Annotated in this window: 13 protein-coding genes; 10 read left to right on the forward strand and 3 right to left on the reverse strand. The window is 74.7% G+C overall.

Annotated features, from left to right (window positions below; genetic code table 11):
- The 10 genes from argH to radC all read left to right on the forward strand — a co-directional run bounded on the left by argH (window position 1) and on the right by radC (window position 15909).
- Window positions 1–1383, forward strand: a complete 1383-nt coding sequence (gene argH, locus E2C06_RS18565; RefSeq protein WP_456305185.1) for an argininosuccinate lyase — start codon at window positions 1–3, stop codon at window positions 1381–1383.
- On the forward strand, window positions 1380–1589 hold the full coding sequence (locus E2C06_RS40615) for a hypothetical protein (protein WP_133290108.1): 210 nt from the start codon (window positions 1380–1382) through the stop codon (window positions 1587–1589). The genes argH and E2C06_RS40615 overlap by 4 nt, the downstream gene beginning before the upstream one ends.
- Before the next feature lie 97 nt (window positions 1590–1686).
- Window positions 1687–2649 (forward strand): Bug family tripartite tricarboxylate transporter substrate binding protein, encoded by a 963-nt coding sequence (locus E2C06_RS18575; protein WP_165982480.1) that lies wholly within the window; start codon window positions 1687–1689, stop codon window positions 2647–2649.
- A gap of 4 nt (window positions 2650–2653) precedes the next feature.
- Window positions 2654–3874, forward strand: a complete 1221-nt coding sequence (locus E2C06_RS18580; RefSeq protein ID WP_133290110.1) for an alpha/beta hydrolase family protein — start codon at window positions 2654–2656, stop codon at window positions 3872–3874.
- A gap of 237 nt (window positions 3875–4111) precedes the next feature.
- Window positions 4112–5167, forward strand: coding sequence for a Bug family tripartite tricarboxylate transporter substrate binding protein (locus E2C06_RS18585; protein ID WP_133290111.1), 1056 nt, complete (start codon window positions 4112–4114; stop codon window positions 5165–5167).
- Window positions 5168–5401: 234 nt separating this feature from the next.
- Window positions 5402–6628 (forward strand): MFS transporter, encoded by a 1227-nt coding sequence (locus E2C06_RS18590; RefSeq protein WP_206664585.1) that lies wholly within the window; start codon window positions 5402–5404, stop codon window positions 6626–6628.
- Between the two features lie 204 nt (window positions 6629–6832).
- A complete protein-coding gene (gene lysA / locus E2C06_RS18595) occupies window positions 6833–8185 on the forward strand; it encodes a diaminopimelate decarboxylase (protein WP_133290112.1) in 1353 nt (450 codons plus the stop codon).
- Complete coding sequence (locus tag E2C06_RS18600) at window positions 8182–10848, forward strand: DUF4175 domain-containing protein (protein WP_277751847.1); 2667 nt, start codon at window positions 8182–8184, stop codon at window positions 10846–10848. Before lysA ends, E2C06_RS18600 begins: the two co-directional genes overlap by 4 nt.
- A 105-nt stretch (window positions 10849–10953) precedes the next feature.
- Entirely contained in the window at window positions 10954–14478 is a 3525-nt protein-coding gene (locus E2C06_RS18605) for a calcium-binding protein (protein ID WP_133290114.1), read from the forward strand.
- 522 nt (window positions 14479–15000) lie between these two features.
- Entirely contained in the window at window positions 15001–15909 is a 909-nt protein-coding gene (gene radC, locus E2C06_RS18610) for a RadC family protein (protein WP_370451447.1), read from the forward strand.
- A 30-nt stretch (window positions 15910–15939) separates the two neighbouring features.
- Here the strand turns inward: radC and E2C06_RS18615 are convergent, their stop codons facing one another.
- From E2C06_RS18615 to trxA, 3 genes are all read right to left on the reverse strand, one after another.
- Window positions 15940–16152: a hypothetical protein gene (locus E2C06_RS18615; protein ID WP_133290115.1), complete on the reverse strand. Its 213-nt coding sequence runs from the start codon at window positions 16150–16152 to the stop codon at window positions 15940–15942.
- A gap of 278 nt (window positions 16153–16430) precedes the next feature.
- On the reverse strand, window positions 16431–17525 hold the full coding sequence (locus tag E2C06_RS18620; RefSeq protein WP_133290116.1) for a PQQ-dependent sugar dehydrogenase: 1095 nt from the start codon (window positions 17523–17525) through the stop codon (window positions 16431–16433).
- A gap of 147 nt (window positions 17526–17672) precedes the next feature.
- Window positions 17673–18002 (reverse strand): thioredoxin TrxA, encoded by a 330-nt coding sequence (trxA, locus tag E2C06_RS18625; RefSeq protein WP_133290117.1) that lies wholly within the window; start codon window positions 18000–18002, stop codon window positions 17673–17675.
- Between the last annotated feature and the right edge of the window lie 209 nt (window positions 18003–18211).

An 18211-nucleotide genomic window follows, 5' to 3' on the forward strand; every position in this document is an offset into this window, starting at 1 on the left:
GTGTCCAGTAACTCCCAATGGGGTGGCCGCTTCGCCGCCGGGCCGTCCGCGATCATGCAGGCGATCAACGCCTCGATCGGCTTCGACCGCAAGATGTGGCGGCAGGACATCGCCGGCAGCCTCGCCCATGCCGCCATGCTGGCGCATGTGGGGATCATCTCCGCCGCTGACGAGGCCGCCATCCGCGACGGCCTCGGCGCCATCGCCGCGCGGATCGAGGCCGGGGACTTCGCCTGGGACGAGGGCCTCGAGGACATCCACATGAACATCGAGGCCCGTCTGACCCAGGCGATCGGGGAAGCGGGCAAGCGGCTGCATACCGGGCGCAGCCGCAACGACCAGGTGGCGCTCGACGTCCGGCTCTGGGTGCGCGACGCGATCGATGGCCTCTCCGGCCAGGTCGAGGACGTGATGCGCGCCCTCGTCGCCCGGGCCGAGGAGCATGCGGCCACCGTCATGCCCGGCTTCACCCATCTGCAGCCGGCCCAGCCCGTCACCTTCGGCCACCACCTGCTGGCCTATGTCGAGATGCTGTCGCGCGACCTTTCGCGCCTGCGCGACTGCCGCCGCCGCATGAACGAGAGCCCGCTCGGCGCCGCGGCGCTGGCTGGCACCGGCTTTCCGATCGACCGCCACATGACCGCCGCCGCGCTCGGCTTCGACGGCCCGACGCGCAACAGCCTCGACAGCGTGGCGTCGCGCGACTTCGCCGCCGAGTTCCTGTTCGCCTGCGCGATGTGCGCCACGCATCTCTCCCGCTTCGCCGAGGAGATCGTGATCTGGACCAACCCGTATTTCGGCTTCGTCAAGCTGTCGGACGCCTTCACCACAGGCAGCAGCATCATGCCGCAGAAGCGCAACCCGGATGCGGCCGAGCTGGTGCGCGGCAAGACCGGCCGCATCACCGGCGCGCTGGTCGGGCTGCTGACGGTGCTGAAGGGCCTGGCGCTGACCTATTTCAAGGACATGCAGGAGGACAAGGAGGGCATCTTCGACGCCGCCGAGAACCTCACCCTCTCGCTCGCCGCCATCGCCGGCATGGTGCGCGACCTGCAGCCGAACGCGGCACGGCTGGAGCAGGCGGCGGGCGCCGGCTTCTCCACCGCGACCGACCTCGCGGACTGGCTGGTGCGCGAGCTGCGGATGCCCTTCCGCGACGCGCACCACGTGACCGGGCGCCTGGTCGCCAGGGCCGAGGCGAAGGGCTGCGACCTCGCCGGGCTCGGCCTCGCCGAGATGCAGGCGGAGGAGCCGCGCATCACCGATGCGCTCTACGGCGTGCTGACGGTGCAGGCCTCGGTCGCGTCCCGGCAGTCCTATGGCGGCACCGCGCCGGCCAATGTCGCGCGCATGGCGGCCGAGTGGCGGGAGCGCCTGGCATGAGCCCCGGCATGTCCCGCACCCTGCTCGCCCTGCTGGCGCTGGCGACGCTCGCCGCCTGCGGCCGCGCCGGGCCGCCGCGGGTGCCCGGCCCGAAGGAGGAGGTCACCTACCCCCGCGCCTATCCGCGCTACGAGCCATTGCCGAAGCCCGACCCGGCGACCCGGACGGCGCCGGCCTCCCAGCCGCAGGGGGCCTGGTTCAGGTAGCCCCTTGCCAATCGGTAAGGAATTCGTGCCACCCTGGCGACGATGAACGGCGCGAAGCCGTCACGCCGAGGGAGTGCACATGGCTGGGATATCTGGGTTGACGCGGCGGGCCGCGATCGTGGCGGGCGCCGGGTTGCTGGCGGCGCCGGCGATCGCGCAGGAGCAATGGCCGAACGGACCGATCCGCTTCGTCGGCATCTTCCCGCCCGGCGGCGGCACCGACATCCTTTCGCGCATCTGGTGCCAGCGCATGGCCGAGATCACCGGCGAGCAATTCGTCGTCGAGAACCGCAGCGGCTCGGCCGGCAACATCGGCACCGAGGCGATCGCCCGCGCGACGCCGGACGGCCGCACCATCGGCCTCGCCTCGGTCGCCTCGCTGGCCATCGCGCCGACGCTCTACAAGCGGCTGGCCTTCGACGTGAACAAGGATTTCACCTATCTCGGCGGGCTCTGGCAGCTGCCGAACCTGCTGGTGGTGCACCCCTCGGTCCCCGCGCGGACGGTGCCGGAACTGATCGCGCTGGTGAAGGCCGCGCCCGGCAAGCACTCCTACGCCTCCTCCGGCTCCGGCACGACGGTGCACCTTTCCGGCGCGATGTTCGCCGCCATGGCGGGGCTCGAGATGATCCACGTGCCCTATCGCGGCGGGGCGCCGGCGCATGTCGACCTGCTCGCCGGCCGCGTCGACATGATCTTCGACAACATCCCCCAGGCCCTGCAGGAGGCGAAGGAGGGCAGGGTGCGGGCGCTGGCCGTCACCGGGGCGAAGCGCAGCCCGCAGGCGCCCGAGATCCCGGCCATGGCGGAATTCCTGCCGGGCTTCGAGATCACCTCCTGGGGCGGCGTGCTGGCCCCGGCCGGCCTGCCGCCGGCGATGGCCGCGCGCATCGGCGCGCTGACCCGCCAGGCGCTGCAGAGCCCGGAGGTGGCGGCGCGCTACGCCGAGAACGGCGCCACCATCTGGCCGATCGACGGGGAGGAGCTGGCGCGGTTCCGCGCCGCGAACGAGCAGGCTTTCGCGCCGGTCATCCGAGCCTCCGGCGCGCAGGTGGACTGAGGGCATGGCGGCCCTGTTCCGGGACGCGCTGCACGAGGCCTTCGGCAGCTGGCCGCTCGGCTATGTCCCCTATGGCGGGGCCGATGTCGGCGAGGTCCGGGCCGTGGCGGAGGCCATCGGCGACGGCGGCGACGACCGCTACCACGCGGCCTGGACCGCCGCGGCCGCGCGGCTGCAGGCCGAGGCCGACGCGGCGCTGGCGAACGGCCATGCCGGCAGCGCCCGCGAACTCTACCTGCGCGCCAGCGCCTTCCACGCGGCCTCCTATCACCCGCTCTACGGCGCGCCCGCCGACCCGCGCCTGCTGGACGCCTTCCGCAGGCAGGTCGCCGCCTTCGACCGGGGGCTCGCCCTCGGACCCCATCCGGTCCGGCCGCAGCGCATCCCCTTCGGCGACCTCGCCCTGCCCGCCTACCTCATCCCCGCGGCGGGGCACGAGGCCGAGGTCCGGCCGCTGGTCATCCTCACCAACGGCTACGACGGCACGGTCACCGACATGTACTTCGCCTCCGCCGTCGCGGCGTCCCGGCGCGGCTACCACGCCCTGCTGTTCGACGGGCCGGGCCAGGGCGCGATGCTCTACGAGCAGGGCGTGCCCCTGCGGCCGGACTGGGAGACGGTGGTGGCCGCCGTGGTGGACTTCGCCCTCGCGCAGCCGCTGGTCGACCTGCGGCGGATCGCGCTGAGCGGCTGGAGCCTCGGCGGCCACCTCGCGCCGCGCGCCGCCTCGGGCGAGCACCGCATCGCGGCGCTGATCGCCGATCCCGGCACCTGGAGCATCGCGGACGGCTTCCGCGCCGCCTTCCGCCGCATGTTCGGCCTGCCGCCCGAGGCGGTGCGGGACCTCGGTGCGCTCGACCAAGCGATCATCGACCGCGCGGATGCCGCCATCCGGGGCGACCGGGAGCTGAACTGGAAGGTCGTCCAGCGCGGCTTCTGGGTGCATGGCGTCGACACCCTGCGCGACTACCTGGCCTCCGCCGAGCGCTTCACGATGCAAGGCCGCGCGGCGCTCATCCGCTGCCCGACCCTGATCACCCAGGCGGAGGACGACGCCCTCGCGGCCGGGGCCGGCGCCTTCCTCGAGGCGCTGCGCTGCCCGAAGACGCTGCTGCGCTTCACCGCGGCGGAGGGCGCGGGCGGCCATTGCGAGATGCAGAACCGCTCGCTGCTCAACCGGCGCGTCCTGGACTGGCTGGATGAGCAATTCGCGGCGGCCGGATGACCGGCGCTGCCGCGGCGCAGCGCCGCGGCCGGTGGGGCGTCGCGTCCCGCGGGCGGCGCGCCCGGCGGCAACCCGCCCCGCCTTCGGGGCCACCCTGCGCACCGTCGCGGGACGCCGGGCGCCCGCCTGTCGCCCCGGCCGGCGGTGCCCGGCCCCGCCGTGACCATGGCGCCGCGCGACGGGTGGTGGCAGGCTGGCGGCGGCGCCCGGGCACATGGGCGGCCGGGAGGACGACTGATGACCGATAGAGCCGGACCCGGCACCGCCGGGTCCCTGCCGCGGCGTGGCCTGCTGGCCGCCGCGCTTGCCGCCCCGCTCGCCAGCCCGGGCCTTGCTCGCGCCCAGGCGGGACCCGGCGCCGCCACTGGTACCGCCGCGGGCGCCGCCCAGGGCGCGGATTGGCCGAACCAGGCGATCCGCTACATCAACCCCTACCCGCCGGGCGGGTCCACCGACACGCTGTCGCGGCTCTGGTGCCAGAAGATGACGGAGGTCACCGGCCAGCAATTCGTCGTCGAGAACCGCGGCGGCTCGGGCGGCGACATCGGCGTGGAGGCGGTGGCGCGGTCGCGGCCGGACGGGCTGACCGTCGGGCTCGGCGGCATCGCCTCGCACGCCATCTCGCCGACCTTGAAGGCCAGCCTGCCCTTCGACCCCGCCAAGGACTTCACCTTCGCCACCGGGCTCTGGAAGCTGCCCAACCTGCTGGTCGTCAACAACGACCTGCCGGTGCGCACGGTGCCGGAGCTGATCGCGCTGCTGAAGGCGAACCCGGGGAAGTATTCCTACGGCTCGGCCGGGCCTGGGACGACGCTGCACCTTTCGGGCGCCATGCTCGGGCAACTCGCCGGGCTCGACATCCAGCACGTGCCCTATCGCGGCGCGGCGCCGGCGATGATCGACCTGATCGCCGGCCGCGTGCAGTTCATGCTGGACAACATCCCCGGCGCCATCGCCCAGGCGCGGCAGGGCAAGGTCCGCGCGCTGGCCGTGACCAGCGCCAAGCGCAGCCCGGTCGCGCCCGAGCTGCCGAGCCTCGCGGAATTCCTGCCCGGCTTCGACATCGTCTCCTGGACCTGCCTGATCGCGCCCGCCGGCCTGCCGCCGGCGATGGTCGCGCGGATGAACGCGCTCTCGAAGCGGGCGCTCGAGAGCGAGGACCTGAAGCGGTCCTATTTCGAGCAGGGCGCCGAGACCTGGTGGGCGACGCCCGAGGAGGTCGCCGCCTACCGGGTGCAGCAATACGAGAGGCTGCGGCCGCTGATCATCGCCTCCGGCGCGCAGCAGGGCTGAGCGCGCCGATGGCCGGAGCGCCGCCGGGCGCGGAGGGCTGAATCGGCACGCGAGACGCGCGCCGATGGCCGGAGCGCCGCCGGGCGCGGAGGGCTGAATCGGCACGCGAGATGCGCGCCGGTGGCCGGAGCGCCGCCGGGCGCGGAGGGCTGGATCGGCGCGCCGGGTCCCCCTCCCCAAGCGCGTCCCCAGCTGCGATGCTCCCGCCCGGCGCGGAGACGCCGGGAGGAACGCATGCCTGTCATGGACCGCGCCGAGGCCGGCGTGGACAGCCGCTATGCCTGGATGCGGCTCGCCGCCTCCGTCTCGCTCAGCACGCTGGGCGGCGTCGGGCTCTGGTCCATCGTCGTGGCGCTGCCGGCGGTGCAGGCCGAATTCGGCACGGCCCGGGCCGATGCGGCGCTGCCCTATACGCTGACCACGCTGGGCTTCGCCGCCGGCGGCATCCTGATGGGCAAGCTGTCCGACCGCTTCGGCGTGCTGGTCCCCGTGCTGATCGGCATCGTCGCGCTCGCGGCCGGCTACGTGCTCTCGGCCCAGGCGACCAGCATGGTGCAGTTCGCCCTCATTCATGGCGGGCTGATCGGGCTGCTCGGCAGCTGCGCGACCTTCGGGCCGCTGGTCGCCGATACCTCGCTCTGGTTCCGCCGGCGGCGCGGCTTCGCGGTCTCGCTCGCGGCCAGCGGCAACTACTTCGCCGGCGCGGTCTGGCCGCCGCTGGTGCAGGCCGGCATCGCCGCCTATGGCTGGCGCCAGACGCACGTGATGATCGGCCTCGCCTGCCTCGTGCTCATGCTGCCGCTGGTGCTGGTGCTGCGCCGGCCGGCACCGCGGCAGGAGCCGGTGCGGGTCACGGCCGATGCCGCCGCGGCCAGCCCGCTCGGCCTCCGGCCCAATACGCTGCAGGTGCTGCTGGGCATCGCCGGCATCGCCTGCTGCATCGCCATGGCCATGCCGCAGGTCCATATCGTCGCCTATTGCGTCGACCTCGGCTACGGCCCGGCGCGGGGGGCGGAGATGCTCTCGGTCATGCTGGCCTGCGGCGTGGTCAGCCGGCTCGGCTTCGGCGCCATCCTCGACCGCATCGGCAGCACCGCGACGCTGCTGCTCTCGGCCAGCCTGCAGGCGGTGGCGCTGGCGCTCTTCCTGCCCTTCGACGGGCTGGTCTCGCTCTACCTCGTCTCCGGCATCTTCGGCCTGTTCCAGGGCGGCATCGTCTCGACCTACGCGGTCATCGTGCGGGAGAACGTGCCGGCCGCGCAGGTCGGCGTCCGGGTCGGCATCGCGCTGTCGGCGACCTTGGTCGGCATGGCGATCGGCGGCTGGATGTCGGGCCTCGCCTTCGACCTGACCGGGTCCTACCGCGCGGCGGTGGCGAACGGGATCGCCTGGAACCTGGTGACGATCGTGATCGCCGGATGGCTGGTGCTGCGGCGCAGGGGGCGGGTCGCCTACGCCTGAGGCGAAGGCCGGGGGAGAAGGTATTCTCCCCCCGGACCCCCTCATCTGTTTCTCTGGGCCGGGTACTCGCCGCGCGGCGAGTACCTGACCCACAAAAGGGAAGGAAGGGGTTCGGGGAGGGAATACCTGTTTCCCTCCCCGGCCTTGCCTGTCCGCCCCCACGCGCCGCTTGTCCCACCCCCCTCCCGCGCCGCACAATGCGGGATGGCCGCCCCGCTTCCGATCGCCCCCGCCGATCCCGACCCCAGCTTCGCCGAGCTTCTCGCCGCGCGTCCGCACCTCTCCATGAACGCCCTGGACGGGCTGATGGTGGAGGGCGTGCCGCTCGCCCGCATCGCCGCCGCCGCCGGCACCCCCACCTGGGTCTATTCCGCCGGCGCCCTGCGCCGCCGCGCCCGGGCGCTGCAGGCCGCGCTGGTCGGCGACGGGCTGCGCGCCGGCATCCACTACGCGGTGAAGGCCAATACCAGCCTCGCGGTGCTGCGCGTGCTGGCCGCCGAGGGGCTCGGCGCCGACGTCGTCTCGGAAGGCGAGCTGCGTGCCGCCCGCGCCGCCGGGATCCCCGGCTCGGCCATCGTCTTCTCCGGCGTCGGCAAGACCGAGCGCGAGCTCCGCCTCGCCATCGCCGAGGACATCGCCCAGATCAACATCGAATCCGCCGAGGAGGCGGCGATGCTCTCGGCGATCGCCGCCTCGCTCGGCCGCACCGCCCGCGTCGCGCTGCGGGTGAACCCGGACGTCGATGCCAGGACCCACGCCAAGATCACCACCGGCCGGTCCGAGAACAAGTTCGGCGTCGCCATCGACGACGCCCCCGCGCTCTATGCCCGCATCGCCGGCCTGCCGGGGTTGGAGCCCGTCGGCGTCGCCACCCATATCGGCAGCCAGATCACCTCGGGCATGGCCGCCTACCGCGCCGCCTATGCGCGGCTGGCCGAGCTGGTCGAGGCGCTCTGGGCCGCCGGGCTGCCGGTGAAGCACGTCGATTGCGGCGGCGGCCTCGGCATCCCCTACCGGGACGAGCCGGCGCCGATGCCGGAAGCGCTGGCCGGCGCCATCAAGGCCAGCCTCGGCCGCCTGAACCTGCCGGTGATGCTGGAGCCCGGCCGCTGGATCGCCGGTCCCCCCGGCCTGCTGCTGGCCTCCGTGGTGCTGCAGAAGCAGGGGGCGGATCGCCGCTTCCTGGTGCTCGACGCCGCCATGAACGACCTGGTCCGCCCGGCGATGTACGAGGCCTGGCACGGCATCCTGCCGGTCGGCCCGGTCGATTTCGTCTCCCCCGTCGCGCCGGCCGACGTGGTCGGCCCGGTCTGCGAGACCGGCGACACCTTTGCGCGCGGCCGGGCGTTGCCATCTATGACCCCGGGCGCGCTGGTCGCCTTCCTCGATGCGGGAGCCTATGGCGCGGCGATGAGCAGCACCTACAACATGCGGCCCCTGGCCGCCGAGGTCCTGGTGGACGGCACCCGCTTCGCCGTCACCCGCGACCGGCAGTCCTACGAAGCCCTGCTCGCCGGGAACCGCATCCCGGACTGGCTCGAGGAGCGGTCCCCCTGAGCGGCACCGGGCCGGCAGCCCCGGGGGGCAATCCCCCCGCGGGCCTCGCCGCGGCGCTCCGGCGCCGGCGCCGCCTCGCGCGGCTCGCCCTTTTCTGGGAGGCCGCCTGGCCGCGGGCCTGGCCGGTCCTCGGTTTGCTCGGCCTGTTCCTCGTCGTCGCCCTGCTCGACCTGCCGCAGCAACTGCCCGGCCCGCTGCACATCCTGCTGCTGCTGGGCTTCGCCGGGCTGCTCGGCTGGGCCGGCTGGCGCGCCTGGCGCGGCTTCCGCCTGCCCGACGATGCCGGGGCGGAACGGCGGCTGGAACGCATGTCGGGCCTCCGGCACCGGCCGCTGGCGGCGCTGTCCGACCGCCCCTCGGGCACCGACCCGGCCGGCCTCGCGCTCTGGCAGGTGCACCAGCAGCGCGCCGCGGCGCAGATCCGGCGGCTGCGGATCGGCAGCCCGCGCCCCGGCCTGCCGGCGCGCGACCCGCGCGCGCTGCGCGCCGCCGTGCTGCTCGGCGTCGTCGCGGCGCTGACCGTCGCCGGCACCGAGGCGCCCGAGCGGCTGCGCCGCGCCGTCACCCCCGCCTTCGCCGGCCCGCCGCCGACGCCCTCGCTGAAGCTTGAGGCCTGGGTGACCCCGCCGGGCTACACCGGCGCGGCGCCGGTCTTCCTCGACCCCGCCGGCGGCGCCGCCACGGTGCCGGCCGGCAGCAAGCTGCAGGTCAGCGTCTCCGGCGGCCAGGGCGCCGCGCCCGACCTGCTGCTGGACGCGAAGGCCACCCCCTTCCGCGCGCTCGACGCCGCCAGCTTCATCGCCGAGGCGATGCTGGAGCATGGCGGCCGCCTCGCGGTGCGCCGCGACGGCGCCGAGCTCGCGCATTGGGCGCTGGCGGTGCAGGCCGACGCGCCGCCGACCGTCGCCTTCGCCGAGCCGCCGGCCCGGGCGCCGCGCGGCCTCGGCACCCGGCTGCCCTGGAAGGCCGAGGACGACTGGGGCCTCGCCGGGCTGCGCGCCGAGCTGCGGCTGAAGGCGCGGCCGGAGGCGCCGCCGCTGGTGGTCGACCTGCCCTTGCCCTCCGGCCAGGCGAAGCAGGCCAAGGGGGCGGCGACGCCCGACCTGTCCTCGCATCCCTGGGCCGGGCTCGAGGTGCAGGCGCAACTCTTTGCCCGCGACGGCGCGGGGCAGGAGGGGGTGTCGGGGACCGCCGGCCTCGCCCTGCCGGAGCGCAGCTTCAACCATCCCGTGGCGAAGCGCCTGATCGCGGTGCGGAAGGAGCTCTCGCTCGAGCCCGAGCGCCGCGCCCCGGCCCGGCGCGAGCTGGAAGCGGTCGCCGCCGCGCCCGAAGCCTTCGAGCACGACACCACCACCTACCTGGCGCTGCGCGTGGCCCGCAGCCGGCTGATCGTCGACCGCCGGCCGGAGGCGGTGCCGGAGGTGCAGGAGATCCTCTGGCAGGTCGCCATCGCGCTGGAGGAAGGCCGCGACGGCCGCACCGCCCGCGCCCTGCAGCAGGCGCGGGAAGCCCTGCGCCAGGCGCTCGACCAGGCCGAGCAGGACAAGCAGCAGGACCAGCAGCAGCAGCAGGCGACGCCAGAGCAGCAGCAGAAGCAGGCCGAGGAACGCGCCGAGCTGCAGCGCCGCATCCAGGAACTGCGCGACGCCATCCGCCAGCACCTCGACGCGCTGGCCGAGAAGCTGCAGCGCGAGAACGCCGAGGCCATCCCCTTCGACCCGCAATCGAAGATGCTCGACCAGAAGGAGATGGAGCGGAAGACCAGGCGCATGGAGCAGGCGGCGAAGGAGGGCCGCCCCGAGGACGCGAAGAAGGAGCTGGCCGAGCTCGAGGAGATGCTGAAGGCGCTGGAGGAAGGCCGGGTGCAGAAGGCCGAGAACCCGGAGCGGCAGCAGAAGCGCGAGAAGGGCCAGCAGCAGATGGGCGTCGTGCAGGACATGGTGAAGCGCGAGTCCGAGATGCTGGACCGCAGCCACCAGCGCGCCGAGGGCAGCGAGCGCGACCGCGCCGCGCAGAACCGCCAGCAGCGGCTGAACCAGCAGAACTTCCGCTGGCCGCAGGATCCCTCCCAGCAGCAGCAGGGCCAGCAGGGCGAGCCGCAGCAGGACGCACGGTCCCAGGCCGACCGCGAGCAGGACGCCCGCCGCCAGCGCGCCCTGCGCCGAGCGCTCGGCGAGCTGATGCAGCAGTTCGGCGACCTGACCGGCGAGGTTCCGGAAGGCCTCGGCCGCGCCGACCAGGCGATGCGGGAAGCGCAGGAGGCGCTGCGCCAGGGCGGCGACGCGCGGGATGCCCAGCAGCGCGCCCTGAAGGCCCTGCAGGAGGGCGGCAAGCAGATGGCGCAGTCGATGCAGCGCCAGTTCGGCCAGCAGGGCCAGGAGGGCGAGGAGGAGGGCGACCCGCAGGACATGGCCGGGGAGAACCAGCCCGGCGGCCAGGGCCAGGACCAGGCGCAGGGCCAGGGCGAGGGGCGCGACCCGCTGGGACGCCGGTCGCGCGACGTGAACGGCAATGCCGACAACGGCGCCGATACCCGGGTGCCGGAGGAGGCGGAGCTGCTGCGGACCCGGCGGCTGCAGGAGGAACTGCGCAAGCGCGGCGGCGAGCGCGAGCGGCCGGCCGAGGAACTGGAATACATCGACCGGCTGCTGAAGCGGTTCTGAGCCGGGGCGCCGCCGCCTTCACCCTTCCGCAAGCCGCCTTCGCCTAACCCTTCCCGCCGCGGGCCGCCTTCCGGCCCATGCGGGACAAGGGGGGCGGAAGGGACATTGGCGACGCTGACCGGCACCGCGGGGGATGACCTGCTGCAGGGCGCCGCCGGTGCCGATTCGCTGGCGGGCGGCGAGGGCGCGGATACGCTGCGCGGCGGCGGCGGCGATACGCTGGCCGGCGGCGCGGGCGCCGACCTGTTTGTCCTGCAGGGCGTCGCCGGGGTGGAGTCGGGCCTCGCCGCGCCGCTCCGCATCCTCGATCTCGACCTCGCCGCGGGTGACCGCCTGGCGCTGCGGGCACAGCCCGTCGGCGAGGCGCTCTGGCCGATCGCCACCGGCACCTGGGGCCTGCCCGGCCAGGGGACGCTGCCGCTCGGCTGGGGCGGCCGGCTGGCCCCGGTCGCCGCGCCGGTGGCCGGCCTCGCCCTGCCGGACCCGACCGGCGGGCTCGGCGTCCTGCTGCGCTGGCTGCCGGATGCCGCCGGCGGCGGCTGGCTGGTGCTGGATGCCGACCGCGACGGCCTGCTCGGCGCCGCCGACCTCGTGGTGCGGCTCGAGGCCGCGATCGGGCCGGAAGCCTTCCTGCCCGGGACCTTCGCCGGGCTCGGCACCACCGGGGCGGAGAGCCTGGCCGGCACCGCCGCGGCCGACCGGCTGCACGGCTTCGCCGGCAACGACACGCTGTCGGGCGGCGAGGGCAACGACACGCTTTCGGGCGGCGAGGGCCAGGACAGCCTCGCGGGCGGCGACGGCTTCGACAGCCTCGACGGCGGCGCGGGCAACGACCGGCTCGATGGCGGCGCCGGGCCGGACGTGCTGGTCGGGGGCATGGGCGGCGACACCCTGCTGGGCGGCGCGGCCGACGACCTGCTGCAGGGCGGCGAGGGCAACGACAGCCTCGCCGGCGGGGATGGCGACGACAGCCTGGAAGGCGGCCGCGGCGCCGACACCCTGGTGGGCGGCGCCGGGGCCGATGGCATCCTGTTGCAGGCGATGGGGGAGGCCGCCTGGTCCAGCCTGGCCGGGCTCGACCTGCTGCCCGCCTTTTCCCGCGCCGAGGGCGACCGGCTGCGGATCAGCGACGCGCTGGCCGGGGTCGATGCCGGCACCTATGCGGGGGAGGACGGCATCGCCCGCGCCCTGCTCTGGGGCGGCGTCACCCGGCCGCTTGCGGCCCTCGCGCCCGGCACCGCCCTGCCGGCGCTGCCGAACGGCGCGACCGGCGCCTTTCAGGTCTTCTGGGTGCCGGCCCTGGCCGGCGGCACGCAGCCGGCCGGCGGCTGGCTGGTGCTCGACCTCGACCGCAACGGCCGGCTCGATGCGACCGACGCGGTCTGGCGCATCGGCTCCACCAGCCAGCCGCTGGCGATCGGGCCGGAGGATTTCGTCGCCGGCACCTTCCTCTCGGTCCTCGGCCCCGGGGTGCAGCGCGGCGGGACCGCGGGCGACGACAGCCTGGGCGGCGGCAGCGGGACGGAGGCCTTCCAGGGCAGCGCCGGCAGCGACCGCATCGCCGGCGGCGCCGGGGCGGGCAATGCGCTGAGCTATGCCGCGCTGGCCGGCAGCATCGCGTTGAAGCTGACCGGCTACGGCGCCGGCACGGTGGCGAAGTCGGCCGGCGGCATGGATGCCTTCACCGGCATCAATGCCTTCGCCGGCACCGCCGGCGCGGACCGGCTGGACGGCGGCGGCGCCGGCAGCGGCCTCTTCGCCACCAGCCTCGAGGGACGGGCAGGCAACGACACGCTGGTCGGCAGCAACGGCCCCGGCGTGCAGGCCAGCTACGCCTCGAGCCCGGCGGCGGCCTGGATCGACCTCGCCGTCGGCACCGCGCAGGACGGCTGGGGCGGCACCGACACGCTGGTCAATGTCCGCCGGGTGGCGGTCACCTCCGGCTTCGCCGACACGGTGCTGGGCTCGGCGATCAACGACGTCTTCCTCTCCGGCGCCGGCGGCGACAAGGTTTTCGACGGCCGCGCGGGCACGGACGAATGGCGCTATGCCGGCGCCGGCGCGGTGGTCATCGACCTCGCCGCCGGCACCGCCGCCAAGCCCTCCGGCACCGACGGGCTGGCGGGGATCGAGGCCGTGGCGGGCGGCGCCGGCGACGACACGCTGGACGGCGGCGCGGGCCACGACATCGCCGCCTATGACGCCGTCGCCCCAGGGTCGGACCTGCCGCTGCGCGGCGCCGTGGTCGACCTCACGGGCGGCTGGGCGACCGATCCCTGGGGCGGCCGCGACACGCTGCTGAACATCGAGAGCGCCTGGGGCTCCCGCCTCGGGGACGACCTGACCGGCCTGGCCCTGCCGGGCGGCTTTACCTACCTGCGCGGCCTGGCCGGCGACGACACGCTGCGCGGGCCGGCCCTCGGCACCTCGGTGGCGGCCGACCATGCCGGCGACCCGGCCGCGGTCGCGGTCGACCTCGCCGCCGGCAGCGCCCAGGACGGCTGGGGCGGCACCGACCGGCTGCTGCTGATCGATCATGCCCGCGGCAGCCCCTTCGCCGACCTGCTGGCGGGCAGCGCCAGGGCCAACATGCTGCAGGGCGGCGCCGGCGCCGACACGCTCTCGGGCGGCGCCGGCAACGACACGCTGCAGCCCGGGCCGGGGGCCGACCTGCTGCAGGGCGGCGCCGGCAACGACCTGCTGCAGCCCGAGGCCGATGCCCGCTTCACCGGGACCCTCCTGCTCGGCCTCGGCGACGGCACGCAGCGGGCGCTGGCCTTCGCCGACGCCGCGACCTTCGCCGACAGCCTCGACGGCGGCGCCGGGGCCGACCGCTGGGTGGCGCCGGCGGGGGCCAACCTGCTCGACCTCCGCGGCCTGCCGCCGGCCGGGGTGGAGCGCTTCGAGGGCGGCACCGGCGCCGATGCGCTGCTGTTGCCCGCAGCGCTGACCGAGGCGGCGACGCTGGTCGGCGCGGCCGGCGACGACACGCTCTCGGGCGGCGCCCTCGGGGACATCCTGGATGGCGGCGCGGGCAATGACCTGTTGCTCGGCCAGGATGGCCGCGACACGCTGCGCGGCGGCGCGGGCAGCGACACGCTGACGGGCGGCGACGGCAACGACGCGATGGATGGCAATCTCGGGCGCGACGTGCTGCTCGGCGGCGCCGGCGACGACACGCTGATCTCCGCCGACTGGGCCGCGTTGCTGGACGGCGGGGCGGGGGCGGATTTCGCCTCGGTCAGCCGGGCCGGCGCGACCCGGGCGCTGCGGCTGGACCTGGACGGCGCCGGCTTCCTGCTGTCCGACGGCACCGACACCACCCGTCTGCAGGGGATCGAGCGGGAATCGGTGACCGGGGGCGCCGGCGACGACTGGCTGCTCGGCCTCGCCGGGGCGGATACGCTGCGCGGCGGCGCCGGCGGCGACACGCTGCTCGGCGGTGCCGGCAACGACCTGCTGGATGGCGGCGCGGGCAGCGACATGGCCGTCTTCGGCGTGGCGCGCGCCGGCACGGTGCTGAGGCACATGGCGGATGGCAGCTGGCTGGCGGTGGGGCCGGAGGGGACGGACCGGCTGGTCGGGATCGAGCTGGTGCGGTTCATCGACCGGGACGTGGTGCTGGCCTAGCGCAAGCTCCGACCGGCGGGATCATCCGGTCGGAGCGGCTTGCCCGTCCGAACACGGGGATGCAGCGGTTTCCGCCGGCCGGCGCGAAGCGGAGCCGCTCGAGCGCGGCGCGCGGCAGGCGCGGCCGGCCGGTCGCGGGGGACTCACAGGGAAGGGGTCGCGCTGCCGCAGATCGGCATGGCCGGGATCGGCCCTCGCGCGGGAGGGCCGGGGCGGATCGGGCACCCCGGTTCCGCGCCCCGGTTCCGCGCCCTGGTCCCGGCGCATCGCCCGCGCCGCGGGCCCGCTGCCCGGCGGCGACCCGCATGGCCGGGCTGGCGCGGCCGCTGGCCGTCGGACCGGCGGATCAACGGCCGATGCCAGTCAAGCGGCACGCCAATTCTCCGGATGACTTGCGGTCCGCACACAGGTCGAAGTCCTGCCGGCAGAGTGTTGCGGTCAATAACAATAACAAATTAATTTCTATTAACACGCTGTGCCGGTATGGCAGATTGTTTCGGCTCGGCATGGGGGTGGGGCCAGGTGTGGTGGAACCGGTTGTTCGGCACGGGGGCGGCGCGGAAGCCGGCGACGACGCAGGGCGCGGCCGCGGCCCCGAGGCCGTATCCAGAACCGTCCGCCCCGCACGCCCGGCGCGGCTTCGGCGAGGCCAGCAGGCCCGGCCTCGTCGAGCGCCGCGCGCCGTCCGACCCGTTCGGGCCGGAACTGGTCCCGGCCAGCGTCGCGGACCCCATGGCGAACCCCGCGCTGCCCTTCCCGAGCACCGGGCCGCACGGCCATCGCGCGCGGATGCGCGACAAGCTCCTGGAACGCGGGCCGGACGCGCTGGCGGACTACGAGATGCTCGAGATGCTGCTGTTCCTCGCCATCCCGAAGGGCGACACCAAGCCGCTGGCGAAGGCGCTGATCAACCGCTTCGGCAGCTTCGCCAACGTGCTGGCGGCGCCGCAGCAGGTGCTGCTCGACACGCGGGGGCTCGGCCAGCACAGCGTCGCCGCGCTGAAGCTGGTCCAGGCCGCCGCCCTGCGCCTGGCGCGGGCCGAGGTGATGGAGGCGCCGGTCCTGAACAAGTGGGACCGGCTCATCGACTACCTCACCGCGGCGCTGGCGCGGGAGACGACGGAGCAGGTCAGGATCCTGTTCCTCGACACCAAGAACCGGCTCATCGCCGACGAAGCCCAGGCGCGCGGCACGGTGAACCACACGCCGGTCTACCCGCGGGAGGTCGTCAGGCGCGCCCTGGAACTGCACGCCACCGCGCTGATCCTGGTCCACAACCACCCGTCCGGCGACCCGACGCCGTCCCGGGCGGATATCGAGATGACCCAGGAGATCCGCACCGCCGGGGCGGTCATGTCGATCGTCGTGCACGACCACATCATCATCGGCAAGGGCCGCGTCCTGAGCTTCAGGCAGGGAGGCCTGCTCTGACGCGGCGCCGGCACCCCGGCGCTGAAGGCGTCAGGCGAGTCCCTTCAGCCTGACCTCGACCAGCTCGGCGCAGGCGAGCTTGCCGGCCGCGCGGAGCCGCGCCGCGGTCAGGTCAAGGCCGGCCGCCTCGGCCCGCCTGGACAGGGCGTTCAGCGCCTCGAGCAGGGACCGCCGCTCCCTGGCGCAGCTGCCGGGGATCGTCACGGCCTGGTGGAGGAAGGGCAGGGAGTCCTGGGCTTGCATGGCCGCCATCCTGGTTGGGTGAGCGAAGTTCTCTCGCCGAACACAACCTATGGTGTCTTTCGGATTCGGGTCAAACAACTTGTTGCGCATTGCGGCAGGCAATCCGTCGCCGCGAGGGCCGGGCGCGGCGGGTCCGCCGCCGGCGCCGCGCCCCGGCCGGCACGGCGCCGCCGCGTCCGGCGGCGATCCGGCCCGGAGCAGCCTTCCCATGCCCCGGCGCGCGGAAGCCGCCCGATCCTTTCGCCTGGTCGCGCAGGTGGCTCCGGCCGCAGCCTGCGCTAGCGCGGCGCCAGCCGCAGCACCCGCCCGCGCGTATCGTCCGTCAGCAGATACAGCAGCCCGTCCGGCCCCGGCACCACCTGGCGCAGCCGGGGGCCGCCCTGCAGCAGCCTTTCCTCCCCCACGACCCGGTCGCCCTCGGTCGCCAGCCGCACCAGCCCGGGCGGGTTCAGCGCCGCGACGAAGAGGCTGCCGCGCCAGGCCGGGAAGGCGGCGCCGTCGTAGAAGGCGATGCCGGAGGGGCTGACCGAGGGCACCCACCAATGCACCGGCTCCTCCAGGTCGGGGCGGGAGGCGCCCTCGCCGATCCTGCTGCCGTCGTAGTCGACGCCCTTGGTCACCAGCGGCCAGCCGTAGTTGCGCCCGGGGCGGAGCAGGTTGATCTCGTCGCCGCCGCGTGCCCCGAACTCCGCCTGCCAGAGGCTGCCGGTCCAGGGGTTGAAGGCGAGCCCCTGCGGGTTGCGGTGGCCGAGGGTGAAGATCTCGGCGCGGGTGCCGGGGCGGTTGGCGAAGGGGTTGTCCGGCAGCGCCGCGCCGTTGCGGGCGAGGCGCAGCACCTTGCCGGCCAGGTCGTCCGGCCGCTGCGCCCGCAGCTTGGTCACGTAGCGGTCGCCGGTGGACAGGAAGAGCGCGCCATCCCGGGCGAAGGCGATCCGGCAGCCCCAGTGGTTGCGGCCCTGCTCCTGCGGCGGCGTGGCGTCGAGGATGGGGGTCGCCGCCTCCAGCGCCGCGGCGTCGGGCGAGAGCCGGGCGCGCACCAGCCGGGTCAGCGCGCCGCCCTGCACCGCCATGGCCTGGCAGAGGTAGAGCTCGCGGGTGCGGGCGAAATCCGGCGCGAGGGCGATGTCGAGCAGCCCGCCCTGGCCGCGCGCCTCGACCTCCGGCACCCCGGCGAGCGGCGCGGAAACCTGGCCGTCCCGGCCGACCAGCCGCAGCCGGCCGGGGCGTTCGGTCACCAGCAGGCGGCCATCAGGCAGGAAGGCGGCGCCCCAGGGATGGTCGAGCCCGGTGGCGAAGTCGGTGACGGTGAAGGGCTGGGCGCGGGCGGCGCCGGCGGCCAGCAGGAGGAGCAGGGCGAGGATGCTGCGGATCATGGCGGGCAAAGCGCGGGGAGGGAAAAGCGTTCCCGCGCCGAACCCCGGTCTTCTTTCTCGTGGGTCCGGCAGCCGCGGCGCGGCGGGCGCCGGCCCCAGGGCAAGGGACGAGGGATCCGGGGAGACGGCCGTCCCCCCGGCCTTGCCCTACCCGATCTGGCCCTGGATCCACTCCCGCAGCGGGCCCTTGGGCGAGGCGCCGACCTTGGTGTCCAGCAGCTTGCCGTCCTTGAAGAGCAGCATGGTCGGGATGCCGCGCACGGCGTATTCGTTCGGCGTCATCGGGTTCTCGTCGATGTTCACCTTGGCGATGGTCAGCTTGCCCTCGAATTCCGAGGCGAGCTCGTCGAGGATCGGCCCGACCATCCGGCAGGGGCCGCACCACTCGGCCCAGAAATCCACCAGCACGGCGCCGGAAGCGTCGAGCACGTCCTGCTTAAAGCTGTCGTCGGTGACGGCCTTGGTGAGTTCGCTCATCGGTGGTGCCTCGTCTGCCGGGGCGGGGTGCCCCTGTTCCGCCGCAAAGGTCGGGCGCCGGGGGCTCCGGGTCAAGGATGGCGAGATAGCAGGCCCGTCATGCGCGCGGCGCGGAGGCGGGGCTGCAGCGGTTTGCGCGCGAAGCTGAACGCGACACCACTGTAGGCCTTTGTCTTCCAAGCGGATTCAGGCGTCCGGGCGTTCACGCC

It is taken from the genome of Dankookia rubra (assembly GCF_004355005.1).
GTDB lineage: Bacteria > Pseudomonadota > Alphaproteobacteria > Acetobacterales > Acetobacteraceae > Paracraurococcus > Paracraurococcus ruber_A.

Coding starts and splice junctions, on each gene's coding strand:
- E2C06_RS40615 (WP_133290108.1), top strand. CDS start 1,380: ATGAGCCCCGGCATGTCCCGCACCCTGCTCGCCCTGCTGGCGCTGGCG.
- E2C06_RS18580 (WP_133290110.1), top strand. CDS start 2,654: ATGGCGGCCCTGTTCCGGGACGCGCTGCACGAGGCCTTCGGCAGCTGG.
- E2C06_RS18585 (WP_133290111.1), top strand. CDS start 4,112: ATGACCGATAGAGCCGGACCCGGCACCGCCGGGTCCCTGCCGCGGCGT.
- E2C06_RS18590 (WP_206664585.1), top strand. CDS start 5,402: ATGCCTGTCATGGACCGCGCCGAGGCCGGCGTGGACAGCCGCTATGCC.
- lysA (WP_133290112.1), top strand. CDS start 6,833: ATGGCCGCCCCGCTTCCGATCGCCCCCGCCGATCCCGACCCCAGCTTC.
- E2C06_RS18615 (WP_133290115.1), bottom strand. CDS start 16,152: ATGCAAGCCCAGGACTCCCTGCCCTTCCTCCACCAGGCCGTGACGATC.
- E2C06_RS18620 (WP_133290116.1), bottom strand. CDS start 17,525: ATGATCCGCAGCATCCTCGCCCTGCTCCTCCTGCTGGCCGCCGGCGCC.
- trxA (WP_133290117.1), bottom strand. CDS start 18,002: ATGAGCGAACTCACCAAGGCCGTCACCGACGACAGCTTTAAGCAGGAC.